Annotated in this window: 11 protein-coding genes; 3 read left to right on the forward strand and 8 right to left on the reverse strand. The window is 74.5% G+C overall.

The annotated features are described in order from the left end of the window. Positions 1–11: 11 nt before the first annotated feature. From KPL57_RS02265 to KPL57_RS02285, 5 genes are all read right to left on the reverse strand, one after another. Positions 12–611: an isochorismatase family protein gene (locus KPL57_RS02265; protein WP_226350220.1), complete on the reverse strand. Its 600-nt coding sequence runs from the start codon at positions 609–611 to the stop codon at positions 12–14. After that, positions 608–2,005: an MFS transporter gene (locus tag KPL57_RS02270; RefSeq protein WP_226350221.1), complete on the reverse strand. Its 1,398-nt coding sequence runs from the start codon at positions 2,003–2,005 to the stop codon at positions 608–610. The genes KPL57_RS02265 and KPL57_RS02270 overlap by 4 nt, the downstream gene beginning before the upstream one ends. Beyond that, positions 2,005–2,448: a MarR family winged helix-turn-helix transcriptional regulator gene (locus KPL57_RS02275; RefSeq protein ID WP_226350222.1), complete on the reverse strand. Its 444-nt coding sequence runs from the start codon at positions 2,446–2,448 to the stop codon at positions 2,005–2,007. Before KPL57_RS02275 ends, KPL57_RS02270 begins: the two co-directional genes overlap by 1 nt. 62 nt (positions 2,449–2,510) lie before the next feature. Then, positions 2,511–4,271 carry an Hsp70 family protein gene (locus KPL57_RS02280; RefSeq protein ID WP_226350223.1) on the reverse strand — a complete coding sequence of 587 codons (1,761 nt, stop codon included), beginning with the start codon at positions 4,269–4,271 and terminating at the stop codon, positions 2,511–2,513. A 116-nt stretch (positions 4,272–4,387) separates the two neighbouring features. Next, complete coding sequence (locus tag KPL57_RS02285; protein ID WP_226350224.1) at positions 4,388–5,092, reverse strand: IclR family transcriptional regulator; 705 nt, start codon at positions 5,090–5,092, stop codon at positions 4,388–4,390. A 64-nt stretch (positions 5,093–5,156) separates the two neighbouring features. Here KPL57_RS02285 and leuC point away from each other — a divergent pair, with 64 nt between their 5' ends. The 3 genes from leuC (at position 5,157) to KPL57_RS02300 (ending at position 7,802) form a co-directional block, all read left to right on the forward strand. After that, positions 5,157–6,584: a 3-isopropylmalate dehydratase large subunit gene (gene leuC, locus KPL57_RS02290; RefSeq protein ID WP_226350225.1), complete on the forward strand. Its 1,428-nt coding sequence runs from the start codon at positions 5,157–5,159 to the stop codon at positions 6,582–6,584. Next, entirely contained in the window at positions 6,584–7,174 is a 591-nt protein-coding gene (gene leuD, locus KPL57_RS02295; RefSeq protein WP_226350226.1) for a 3-isopropylmalate dehydratase small subunit, read from the forward strand. The genes leuC and leuD overlap by 1 nt, the downstream gene beginning before the upstream one ends. Positions 7,175–7,313: 139 nt before the next feature. Further along, positions 7,314–7,802: an HU family DNA-binding protein gene (locus KPL57_RS02300; protein WP_226350227.1), complete on the forward strand. Its 489-nt coding sequence runs from the start codon at positions 7,314–7,316 to the stop codon at positions 7,800–7,802. Positions 7,803–8,000: 198 nt separating this feature from the next. Here the strand turns inward: KPL57_RS02300 and KPL57_RS02305 are convergent, their stop codons facing one another. From KPL57_RS02305 to KPL57_RS02315, 3 genes are all read right to left on the reverse strand, one after another. Then, positions 8,001–8,699 carry an endonuclease domain-containing protein gene (locus KPL57_RS02305; RefSeq protein ID WP_226350228.1) on the reverse strand — a complete coding sequence of 233 codons (699 nt, stop codon included), beginning with the start codon at positions 8,697–8,699 and terminating at the stop codon, positions 8,001–8,003. A 205-nt stretch (positions 8,700–8,904) separates the two neighbouring features. Then, complete coding sequence (locus KPL57_RS02310; protein ID WP_226350229.1) at positions 8,905–9,852, reverse strand: NUDIX hydrolase; 948 nt, start codon at positions 9,850–9,852, stop codon at positions 8,905–8,907. Continuing rightward, positions 9,852–12,233, reverse strand: a complete 2,382-nt coding sequence (locus KPL57_RS02315) for an RNA degradosome polyphosphate kinase (protein WP_226350230.1) — start codon at positions 12,231–12,233, stop codon at positions 9,852–9,854. The genes KPL57_RS02310 and KPL57_RS02315 overlap by 1 nt, the downstream gene beginning before the upstream one ends. Positions 12,234–12,253 lie beyond the last annotated feature (20 nt).

Consider the following 12,253-nt stretch of genomic DNA (forward strand, 5'->3'; position numbering starts at 1 on the left):
TCGTGCCCGGGTCAGGTCGCGCCGAGCAGCCCGGGGAGCCGGTCGGTCGTGGTGACCAGGGCCTGGGTGGGGAACACCGCGGACAGCAGGACGTCGTGGACGTCGGCCCGCGGGTCCGCGCAGGCGTCGCCGAGGACGACGACGCGGAAGTCCCGGTCCGCGGCCTCGCGCACCGTGGTGAGCACCACCCCGCTGGTCGACAGCCCGGCGAGCACCACGGTGGTGACGCCCGCCGCGCGCAGCCGCGCGTCGAGGTCGGTGGTGGAGAACGCCCCCACCCGCGACTTGCGGACCACGACGTCCCCGGGCTCCGGGGCGACCCGCTCGTCGAAGGCGGTGCCGGGGTGGTCGGGGTGCATCGACCCGGCGGGCCGCGCGGCGATCGCCCGGCCGAACAGGCTGTGTGCGGGGGCCGCGGCGGCCTCCTCGTCGGTGAGGGCGACGCGCACGTGCCCCACCAGGGCGCCCGCGGCCCGGGCGGTGGCGACGGCGCGGGCGGCGGCGTCGACCGGCGCGGGGTGCCCGGTGCGCTCGGCCACCGCGTCGACGATCGAGCGCTGGTAGTCCATGACGAGCACCACGGTGCGGGTGGGGTCGAGCTGGTCGGTCACGAGGGTGCTCCTTCCGGTCCGGCGAGCCGGGCCAGTGAACGGTCGGCGAGGGTGAGCAGGACGAACAGCGTCGAGGCGACGAGCATCACCGCGGCGAGGACGGGCAGGCCGTCGCCCGCCGTACCGCCGCCGAAGGCGATCCCGCCCGCGGCCGAGGCGGCGATGGCGCCCAGGTAGAAGAAGGTGCGCATCAGCCCGGCCGAGGACGCGACCCGCTCCGGGTCGGCCTGCCGGTAGACCGCGTTCTGCACGGCGAGGTTGTTCAGGCCCTGCGGCAGCCCGGCGAGCAGTGCGACGACGACGATGACCCAGACCGGGCTGGTGGGCCCGAGGGTGAACAGCAGTGCGGCGAGCAGCACCTGGGCGGCCCCGCCGACGAGCAGCTTGCCCCGGACCGCGCGCCGCCTGCCGGTCAGCGCGGTCACCCCGATCCCGGTGACGAAGATCGGCAGCAGGACCAGCCCGGCCGTCGCCGGGGTGAGCCCGCGGCCCTGCTCCAGCCACTGGGTGAAGCCGTACAGCACGCAGTAGGAGACGGTCGCGGTGAGCACCGCGCGGACGAAGGTCAGCAGCAGCGGCACGTTCCCGCCGAGCACCCGCAGGTCCAGGAACGGCTCGGGGGTCCGCAGCTCGCGCACCACCAGCCCCGCCCCGGCGGCGACAGCCACCACCGCGGGGGCGACCGCGCCGGCGTCGGGGTGCAGCAGGGCGAGCAGCAGCGCGACGACGGTGACCGCGAACAGCACGATCCCCGGCGGGTCGACCCGGCGCAGTGCGGCCCGCACGCCCCGCTGGGCGACCGGGGTGTGGGGGAGTCGCAGCGCACCGAGCGCCAGGCACAGCAGGGCCAGCGGGATGTTCACCACGAACACCGCCCGCCAGCCCGCGACCCCGAGGAGCAGCCCACCCAGGCTCGGCCCGACGACGGCGATCGTCGACGTCGCGATCGACAGCACCGTCAGCACGCCCTCCGGACTGTCGGTGCCGGTGCGGTCGGCCTCGCCGCGGATCAGTGCCATCGCCGCCGGGTAGCCCGCGCACGTCCCGAGCCCGATGACGACCCGCGCCGCGACCAGCCACCAGACGTCGGGGGCGAGCGCACCCAGGGTCCCGCCGACGCCGACCAGCACGGCGCCGGCCAGGTAGAGCGGGCGTGGCCCGTACAGGTCGACCAGGCGCCCGGTGACGGGCTGGCCGACCGCCGTCGCGAGGTAGAGGCCGGACACCAGCCAGGCGGTCTCGGTCGCGGGGGCGCCGAGGGCGAGCCCGATCGGCACCAGCGCGACCGCGATCAGCGACGAGTTCACCGGGTTCAGCACGGCCCCGCCGATCATGGGCACGAGCAGCCGGCGGTCGAACGTGGGCGGGCCGGTACGGCGGCTCCGGTGCAGCATCACGGCTCGGTCACCCGTTCCAGCAGCCGCATCGCCTCGTCGACGGTGCGCAGCTCGTCCCGGGAGAGCCGGTCGGCGAGCACCCCGGCGAGCCAGTCCTCCCCGGCGGACCGGGCGTCGGCGGTGAACCGGCGGCCGAGGTCGGTGACCGAGACGATCTGACGGCGCCCGTCGGAGGGGTCCGGGCGGCGCTCGACCAGGCCGCGCTCCTCCAGGGCGGCGATCGACATCGCGACCGACTGCGGGCGGACGCCCTCGGCGGCGGCGAGCGCGGCGGCGGTGCTGGGGCCGCCGCGGTCGAGGCGGCCGAGCAGCGCGGTCTGCGACGCCGTCAGCTGGTCGCGGTCGTAGTGCTCGCGCATGCGGCGGCGCAGCCGGCCGACGCCGATCCGGACCGCGCGGGCGGTGGTGGCGGCGGCGGTCCCCGTGCTCGGTTGCGGCATGCAACCCACGATATGTCGACAGTCCGGATTCATCAATCCGGACTGTCGATCTGTCGGCTGCCTCAGGTGCCCGGCGGGACCGGGTTCCCCTCCGGCGGGTTGGGCGTCGAGCTGTCCGGCGGAGGCGGCGTCGAGGACGACGAGGACGTCGAGCTCTGCGGCGGGGCGGTCGTCGTCGTGGTCACGACCGGCGGCGGCACGGGGATCGGGGCGTCGGTCGTCGTCGGGACGGCCTCGGTGGTGCGTTCCCGGGTCCGCTCCGGCTGACGGACCGGCTGCTCCTCGACCGTCGTCGGGGGCGGGGCCTCGGTGGTCGTCGGCGTCGCGGGGAGGTTGGGGATCGCGTTGCCGATCGAGTGGTCCTGCGGCCAGAGGAACACCGTGCCCAGCACGGCCAGCGCCGCGACGACCCCGCCGGCGCCGATGAGCAGCGCGGGGGAGCGGCGGACGGGTGCGGGCCCGGGGGCGACGGTGGTCTCGCCGTCGTCGTAGCCGTCGTACCCGCCGTAGCCGTGCACGGCGGTCTGGTCGTAGCCCATCGGCGGCACGACGGGGAAGCGGTCGGTGGGCGGGTCGGCGCGGGCGCCCTCGAGGTAGGCGGTGCGGTCGCCGTCGAGCTGGGTCGTGCCGCCGGTCGGCATCCGGTCGGTGACCGGGTCCGGGTTCTCCCAGGGCAGCGGGCCGGGGTCGGGGGCCAGGGCGAGACCGCTGCTCGCCGACACCGCGCCGAACCCGCCCGAGCCGGTGCCGGGCACGGGGTCGGCCGGCCCGAGCGCGACGACGGCGCCCTTCGCGATGGTGTTCTTCGGATCCGCGTCGACCTGCACGGGACGCCCGAGCCCGGTGGAGACCAGCTCGGCGACCAGCGGGACCCGCGAGGACCCGCCCACGAGCAGCACCACCGACGGCCCGGAAGCGGCCAGCCCGGCCGAGGCGATCGCGCGCTGCAGCGCCTCGACCGACTCCTCCAGCCGGGGCCGGATGCGCTCCTCGAAGTCGCTGCGGTGCAGGCGCACCGTCGTGCGGACCTCGCCGAGCCACACCGGGATCGAGACCTCGGTGTCGGCCGACAGGCCCTCCTTGGCCTCGCGGCAGTCGCGGCGCAGCCGGGCCATCGCGGACAGGACGTTCGGGTCGGTCTCGTCGAGCCCCTCGAAGGCGGCCGGGACGGCGTCGCGCACGTGGTCGACGACGGCCTGGTCGAAGTCGGCGCCACCGAGCTGCTCGACGCCCTCGGGCCTGCCGAGCAGCGTGAACCCGCCGCCCGCGGCCTCCTTACGCACCACGGCGGCGTCGAAGGTCCCGCCGCCCAGGTCGTAGACGGCGACGGTCGCGCCGGGCTCGACCCGCTCGTTCGTCGCGTAGTGCAGCGCGGCGGCCTGCGGCTCGGTGAGGAAGGTGACGGTCAGGCCGCGCTCGGCCAGGGCCGCGGCGAACAGGTCGCACTTGTGCGTGCCCCAGGACGCCGGGTGGGTCACCGCGATGCGCTCGGGCGCGCCGCCCTCGGTGCGCGCGACGACGTCGACGACGTGCTCGGCCAGCAGCGCGGACAGCTGCTCGGGGGCGAAGGACTGCTCGCCCAGCGGGATCGGCGTGGGGTCGCCGATGCGCCGCTTGAACTCGCGGGCGACGCGGTCCGGCTCGGTCAGCGCGCGGCGCTCGGCGGCCTCGCCGAACAGCAGACCGCCGTCGGGCGCCACGTAGACCACGGACGGGATGTCGACCGAGTGGTCACCGAGCGTGACCATCTCGACGGTGCCGGAGCCGATGACCGCAGCCGCGGTGCGGGTGGTGCCGACGTCGATGCCCAGCAGGTAACCCATCGTCTCCCCGGTGTGCCGACCATGTCCGAAGGGTCCGGCCCGGTGCCGGACCTCCACACGGTAGTGGAGCCCGGAACCGTCACCTCAGTCGCGTCGGTACCGCAAGCAGGGGCCGATCAGGTGAGCCGGTGCTGCAGCGCGTCGGCCGCGGCGAGCAGGTCGGCGGCCCAGCGGACCCCCGGACGGCGCCCGATCCGGTCCACCGGCCCGGACACCGAGACGGCGGCGACGACCTGGCCCGCCGCGTCGCGCACCGGGGCCGACACCGACGCCACCCCGGCCTCGCGTTCGGCGACGCTCTGTGCCCAGCCGCGGCGGCGGACGTCGACGAGCACGCGCTCGGAGAAGCTCGCGTCGGCGAGGATGAGCCGCTGCGTGGCCGGGTCGCACCAGGCGGCGAGCACCTTCGCCCCGGAGCCCGCGGTCATCGGCAGCCGGGAGCCGACGGGCACGGTGTCCCGCAGGCCGGACGGCGGCTCGGCGTGTGCGATGCAGATCCGGTGGATCCCGTCGCGCCGGTAGAGCTGCACGCTCTCGCCGGTGATGTCGCGCAGCCGGGGCAGCACGGCGGCCGCGGCGTCGAGCAGCGGGTCCGGCCGTCCGCCCGCGAGCTGGCCGAGGGTCGGGCCGGGGTGCCAGCGCCCGTCCGGTGTGCGCAGCAGCATCCCGTGCGCCTCGAGCCCGACGGCGAGCCGGTGGGCCGTCGCCCGGGGCAGGCCGGTGCGCTCACAGAGCTCCGCCAGGCCGCACGGCCCCTCCGCCGTCGCCCGGAGAACCCCCACGGCCTTGTCGAGCACGCCGATCCCGCTAGACTGTCCCACGTTCCGATACTAACTTCCCACGATCTGGGAAGTCCACCGCGATCAGATCACAGAGGAGGCGGGCGTGACCACCGCAGAGAAGCCGCGCACGCTGGCCGAGAAAGTCTGGGACCGGCACCTCGTCCGCAAGGGCGAGGGCGACGAGCCCGACCTGCTCTACATCGACCTGCACCTGGTGCACGAGGTCACGAGCCCGCAGGCGTTCGACGGGCTCCGGCTCGCGGGCCGTCCGGTGCGCCGTCCGGACCTCACCATCGCCACCGAGGACCACAACGTCCCGACCCTCGACGTCCTCGCCCCGATCGCGGACGAGGTCTCGCGGACCCAGGTGGAGACCCTACGTCGCAACTGCGAGGAGTTCGGCGTCCGCCTGCACCCGATGAACGACCCCGAGCAGGGGATCGTGCACGTGGTCGGACCGCAGCTGGGGCTGACCCAGCCCGGCACCACGGTGGTCTGCGGGGACTCCCACACCTCCACCCACGGCGCGTTCGGCGCGATGGCGTTCGGCATCGGCACCTCCGAGGTCGAGCACGTGCTCGCCACCCAGACGCTGCCGCTCAAGCCGTTCCGGACGATGGCGATCGAGGTGACCAGTGCCGACGGCACGCTGCGCCCGGGCGTCACCTCCAAGGACGTCATCCTCGCCGTGATCGCGCGGATCGGGACCGGCGGCGGGCAGGGCCACGTGCTGGAGTACCGGGGCAACGTCATCGAGAACCTCTCGATGGAGGCCCGGATGACGGTCTGCAACATGTCGATCGAGGCCGGTGCCCGCGCGGGCATGATCGCCCCGGACGAGACGACCTTCGCCTACCTCAAGGGCCGCGACCACGCCCCGGTCGGCGACGACTGGGACGCCGCCGTCGCCGACTGGCGGTCCCTGCGCACCGACGACGGCGCCGAGTTCGACCGGGTCGTGCGGATCGACGCCGACGAGCTCACCCCGTTCGTCACCTGGGGCACCAACCCCGGCCAGGGCCTGCCGCTGGGCGAGTCCGTGCCCGACCCGGAGACCATCTCCGACGACGGCGAGCGCGCCGCCGTGGAGAAGGCGCTGTCCTACATGGGCCTCACCGGTGGGACCCCGCTGCGGGAGGTGCCCGTCGACGCGGTGTTCGTCGGCTCCTGCACCAACGGCCGGATCGAGGACCTGCGCTCGGTCGCGGAGGTGCTCGACGGGCGCTCGGTCGCGAAGGGCGTGCGGATGCTCGTCGTCCCGGGGTCGATGCGGGTGCGTTTCCAGGCCGAGGAGGAGGGCCTGGACAAGGTCTTCACCTCCGCCGGTGCCGAGTGGCGCTCCGCGGGCTGTTCGATGTGCCTGGGCATGAACCCCGACCAGCTCGCGCCCGGTGAGCGCTGCGCGTCCACCTCGAACCGCAACTTCGAGGGGCGGCAGGGCAAGGGCGGCCGTACCCACCTGGTGTCGCCGCTGGTCGCCGCCGCGACCGCCGTGCGCGGCACGCTGAGCAGCCCGGAGGACCTGGACTGATGGAGAAGTTCGACACCCACACCGGGATCGGCGTGCCGCTGCGCTGGTCCAACGTGGACACCGACCAGATCATCCCGGCCGTCTACCTCAAGCGGGTCACCCGCACCGGCTTCGAGGACGGCCTGTTCTCCGCCTGGCGCGACGACCCGTCCTTCGTGCTCAACAACGAGCCCTTCGACCGGGGGTCGGTGCTCGTCGCGGGCCCGGACTTCGGTACCGGCTCCTCGCGTGAGCACGCGGTCTGGGCGCTGATGGACTACGGCTTCCGGGTCGTCATCTCGTCGCGGTTCGCCGACATCTTCCGCGGCAACTCGGCGAAGGCGGGTCTGGTGGCCGCCGAGGTCGCCCAGCCCGACGTCGAGCTGATCTGGAAGAAGCTCGAGACCGAGCCCGGCACGGAGATCACCGTGGACCTGGGTGAGAAGACCGTGCAGGCCGGCGACCTGACCGTGCCGTTCGAGATCGACGACTACGCCCGGTGGCGGCTGCTGGAGGGTCTCGACGACATCGGACTCACCCTGCGGCACGAGGCCGACATCACCGCGTTCGAGGGAACCCGGCCCGCCCGGATGCCACGCACTCTGGCCTGATCCGAACACGGGTGGTCACCATGCTCCGACAGATGTCGTGGTGATCACCCGTTCGGACCTGTACTGATGGATGGTATGCGACCTGGACTCGCGTCGGGATCTGGTGCGCGGCAGGGGCGCAGCCTTACCTTTCGTGACCATGAACAAGGCTCAGCTCGTCGATGCGCTGACCGCCCGGCTCGGAGACCGTCGTGCCGCCACGTCGGCCGTCGACGCGATGGTCGAGGTGATCGTGGACGCCGTCGGGCGTGGTGAGACCGTCACCCTGACCGGGTTCGGGGTCTTCGAGCCGCGACGACGTGCACCGCGCACCGCCCGCAACCCGCGGACCGGGGAGACGGTGCCCGTCGGGGAGACCGTGGTGCCGTCGTTCCGGCCCGGCGCCGCCTTCAAGGAACGGGTGGCCGCCAGCGAGGCCGCCGCCGCGAACGCGACCAGCGCCCCCCGCCGTACCGAGCGGGCCGCGACGGGCAACGGTCGCACCACCGCGACCCGCAAGACGATCCCGCCGGAGACCGCGGGCGCTCCGGCCGCCGCGGCGGCACCGGCGAAGAAGGCGGCTGCCCCGAAGAAGGCGGCCGCGTCGGCGAAGAAGCCGGCCCGGCGGAAGGCCGCTGCGGAGAAGTAGCCGCGCCACCGTACTGCCCCCGGTCGGCGCCGCCCCGCGCTGCGCCACGGTGTTCCGCGCTGCCCGCGTCGCGCCGCCCGGCGCTGCCTGCGGGCGCGTCGATCAGTACATGAGTGCTGTTCGAGCGGGTGCGGACAGCACTCATGTACTGATCGACGGGGATCGCGGCATCGGTGACGCAGCCGGGTGCGGTCGGGGTCAGTAGGGCGCGAGGCGGGTCCGTCGGGCGAGCAGGGCGCGGACCGTCCCGACGGTGCGACCGGCGTTGCGGGTGAGGCCGTCGGCGGTGATCCGGAGGGTCTGCCATCCCAGCGCCGCGGTGCGGGTGTCGCGGATGCGGTCGAGCGGGTCGTCGTGGTGGGCGCCGTCGTACTCGATCGCGAGCAGGGCGTCGGGGTAGGCGAGGTCGAACCGCAACCAGGGGCGGCTCCGGCCGTCGTACAGCGGGAACCGGACCTGGGGGACGGGGGGCCCGGAGAGCACGAGCAACAGCCGTAGCCGGGTCTCGGGCGGGGACTCCGCGCGCGGGTCGGCGAGCGCGACGACCCTGTCCAGCCGGGCCGAGCCCCGCACGTGCGGGTGGAGCGACCGCCGGACCAGCAGGTCGGCGGGGTCGAAGCCGGGGCACGGCGCCGTCATCCGGGACAGCGTCCGTTGCTCGGGGGCCGGTGTGCCCCGCACCGCGACGAACACCGGCCGGTCCCGTCTCCGGGCGGCGAGCGCGTCGAGGGGCCCGGCGTGGATCGATGCGGCCCGGGCCCGGAGCAGCGGCGTCACGGGGACCACGGCGGAGACGTACACGTCGGGGAACAGGCGCACGAACCGTGGCCCGCGCAGCCGCCCCGGCGTGACGGTCCCACGCGCGACGGCCTCCGACCCCCGGAACGGCTCCTCCACCCGCGCACCCTGCACCCCGGCCCACGCCCGGCGGGCCGGAACCGGTGCGCCCGTTCGCGATCGCACACGCCGTCGCCGGGAGCGGGCTTCCGGGACCCGGTCGATCAGTGCACCAGTGCTGCCCGCCCGGGGTCGGACAGCACTCGGGTACTGATCGACGAGCGGCCCGGACCCGGGGCCGCCGGGTCCGGGACGGCGCGGCGGGTCAGGAGGGCGGGCGGCGGTAGTAGTCGGCCGACAGCAGGGCGCCGTCGTCGCCGAAGCCCAGGACCCAGGTGCTGGCCTTGTGCGAGGGCAGGTCGGGGTCGGGGGACCGGCCCGCGGCGGCGAGCAGGTGCCCGACGACGTCCGGGATGACCCCGCCCTGGCTGCACAGCAGCGTCACGCCGGGCTGCGCCGCGAGGGTGCGGAAGCGGGCCAGGCCGTCGGCGGGGGAGACCCAGTAGCCGTGCTCGCCGAGCAGCGGCTCCACGTCCGGTTCGCCCGCGCCGGACGCGTGGGCGTAGGGCTCGATCGTCTGGCCGCAGCGCAGCGGCGGGGCGGTCGCGAGCCGGTCCGGGCCGAAGCGGCCGAGGAAGTCCGCGAGCCGGTCGGCCTGGGTGAACCCGGTGCCGGACAGGGGGCGCAGGTCGTCGTCGCCCTCCCAGGCGGTCCGGCTGCCCGCCTTGGCGTGCCGCACGAGCACCACCGTCGACGACGGCGGCCCCACCCGGTCGAGCCGGTCCAGCAGGTCGGCGTCGGTCGGGCGGGTGAGCAGCGCGGCGGCCTCGTCGCGGGGCAGCCAGCGCAGGTCGTCGGTCTCGTCGGTGACGGTGAAGCCGTTATCGCGGACCGCCTCGGCGGCCCAGTAGTGCACGACCTTGTGGCCCTTGCCGGGTACGCCGTACGCGGTGTGACCGAGCCGGGCGCCGAGGCGGCACCCCAGGTGCGCCTCCTCGGCGGTCTCGCGCAGCGCGGTCAGGGTCAGCGCCTCGCCCGGGTCCTGGTGGCCCTTGGGCCAGGACCAGTCGTCGTAGCGGGGGCGGTGGACCAGGGCCACCTCGACGGTGCCGTCGTCCGCGCGGCGCCACGGCACCGTCCCGGCCGCGACGACGTCGGCGATCCCCGCCGGGTCGACCTCGGCGCCGTCGGTCCGGAGCTGTGCGGAGAGCATCAGTCCTCGCTGCTGCCGCGGCGGGAGTTCATCATCTCGACCTGGTGGTCCCGGACCCGGATGTTCTCCGAGCCCGGCGCGGGCGACGGCGACCAGGTCCCGTCCGGCCCGAGCGTCCAGCAGCGCGTCGCCGGGTCCAGGCAGGAGTCGAACATCGCGCCGAGCTGGTCGGCCAGCTTCGGGTCGGCGACCCGCAGCATGACCTCGACCCGGCGGTCCAGGTTGCGGTGCATCATGTCCGCCGAGCCGATCCAGTACTCGTCGGCCGAGCCGAAGTGCAGCACCCGGGAGTGCTCCAGGAACGGCCCGAGGATCGACCGGACGGTGATGTTCTCGCTGAGCCCCGGCCGCCCGGGGACGATCGCGCAGATGCCGCGCACCACGATGTCGACCGGCACGCCCGCCTGCGACGCCCGGTAGCAGGCGTCGATGATGGCCTCGTCGACGAGCGAGTTCGCCTTGATCTGCACCCGCGCGCCGGACTCGCCGGACAGGTGCGCCTCGATCTCGTCGTCGATGCGGCGGACGATGCCGCGGCGGATGCCGTACGGCGCCACGAGCAGGCTCCGGTAGGAGGTCTGCCGCGAGTAGCCGGTGAGGGAGTTGAACAGGTCGGTGAGGTCCGCGCCGATGGTCGGGTCGGCGGTGAGCACGCCGACGTCCTCGTAGAGCCGCGCGGTCTTCGGGTTGTAGTTGCCGGTGCCGATGTGGCAGTAGCGGCGGATCTCCGACCCCTCCTGGCGCACGACCAGGCAGGTCTTGCAGTGCGTCTTGAGCCCCACCAGGCCGTAGACCACGTGCACGCCGGCCTTCTCCAGCTCGCGTGCCCAGCGGATGTTGGCCTGCTCGTCGAACCGGGCCTTGATCTCCACCAGGGCGACGACCTGCTTGCCCGCCTCGGCGGCGTCGATCAGGGCGTTGACGATCGGGGAGTCGCCGGAGGTGCGGTACAGGGTCTGCTTGATCGCGAGCACGTTCGGGTCGGCGGCGGCCTGCTCGATGAAGCGCTGCACCGACGTCGAGAACGAGTCGTAGGGGTGGTGCACCAGCACGTCGCCCTCGCGCAGGGTCGCGAACACGCTGCGCGGGGTCTCCCGCTCGGCGAACGCCGGGTGCGTCGCGGGGCGGAACGGCTCGTCCTTCAGGTCGGGGCGGTTGACCCCGTGCACCTGCCACAGACCGGTGAGGTCGAGCAGCCCGGGGACGGTGACGACGTCGTTCGGGTCGACGTCGAGCTCGCGCAGCAGCAGCTCCAGCACGTGCTCGGACATGGTGTCGAGCACCTCGAGGCGGACCGGCGGGCCGAACCGGCGCCGGGCCAGCTCGCGCTCCAGGGCCTGCAGGAGGTCCTCGTCGCGGTCCTCCTCGACCTCGAGGTCGGCGTTGCGGGTGACGCGGAACGGGTGGACCTCGGTGACCTCCATGCCGTTGAACAGGTCACCGAGGTGCGCGGAGATCAGGTCCTCGATCGGCAGGAACGTGCACTGCCGGTTCCCGGCGCGGGTGTCGGTGTCCGGCGGGTCGACCGACACCAGCCGCGGCACGTTGTTCGGCACCTTGACCCGGGCGAACCGCTCGGTCCGGCCCTCGGGGTCGCGGACCGTCACCGCGAGGTTGAGCGACAGCCCGGAGATGTAGGGGAACGGGTGCGCCGGGTCCACCGCGAGCGGGGTGAGCACCGGGAACACCGTCTCGGTGAAGTAGTCCGACAGCCGCAGGCGCTCGGCGTCGGTCAGGTCCTCCCAGCTGCGCAGGTGGACGCCGGCCGCGTCGAGCTCGGGGAGCAGCTCGTCCATGAACACCTCGGCGTGCGCCCGCGACAGCGCGCGGCTCCGCTCGGTGATCCGGGCCAGCTGCTGGCGCGGGGTCAGGCCGTCGGCGCTGCGCACGGACAGGCCGGTCTCGTCGCGGCGCTTCAGGCCCGCGACCCGGACCATGTAGAACTCGTCGAGGTTGGAGGCGAAGATCGCGAGGAACTTCGCGCGCTCCAGCAGCGGCTGGCTGGAGTCCTCGGCCAGGGCCAGCACCCGGGCGTTGAAGTCGAGCCAGGACAGCTCACGGTTGAGGTAGCGGTCCTCGGGGAGCAGCTCGGCCATCGTCGACGCCGGGGTGGTCGCCCCCGCGGGCGGCGCGATCGGGGCGGCCCCCTGGACCTGCGACGGCGCGGCGGCCGGCGGCGCGGACGGCGCCGCGGGGCCCGACGGCACGTGCTGCTGGGCCGGGATGTCCGCGGACGGTGCCTGGTCGGCGACGCTGCGGCTCGCGGTGTGCAGCCGCCGCGACGCCGGACGCGGGGCACGGCGCGCCGCCGTACGGGGACGGCCCCCCGGGTGCGCGGAGGTGCCGTTCCGTCCGTCCGGGGTCGCCGAGTCGTCACTCACGTCGCGATTGTTTCGTACCG

The sequence above is a fragment of the Pseudonocardia sp. ICBG601 genome (assembly GCF_020496245.1).

What these genes read in the sequence shown, in the direction of transcription:
- KPL57_RS02270 (WP_226350221.1), bottom strand. Translation starts at nt 2,005, where the DNA reads ATGCTGCACCGGAGCCGCCGTACCGGCCCGCCCACGTTCGACCGCCGG.
- KPL57_RS02275 (WP_226350222.1), bottom strand. Translation starts at nt 2,448, where the DNA reads ATGCCGCAACCGAGCACGGGGACCGCCGCCGCCACCACCGCCCGCGCG.
- KPL57_RS02280 (WP_226350223.1), bottom strand. Translation starts at nt 4,271, where the DNA reads ATGGGTTACCTGCTGGGCATCGACGTCGGCACCACCCGCACCGCGGCT.
- leuD (WP_226350226.1), top strand. Translation starts at nt 6,584, where the DNA reads ATGGAGAAGTTCGACACCCACACCGGGATCGGCGTGCCGCTGCGCTGG.
- KPL57_RS02300 (WP_226350227.1), top strand. Translation starts at nt 7,314, where the DNA reads ATGAACAAGGCTCAGCTCGTCGATGCGCTGACCGCCCGGCTCGGAGAC.
- KPL57_RS02310 (WP_226350229.1), bottom strand. Translation starts at nt 9,852, where the DNA reads ATGCTCTCCGCACAGCTCCGGACCGACGGCGCCGAGGTCGACCCGGCG.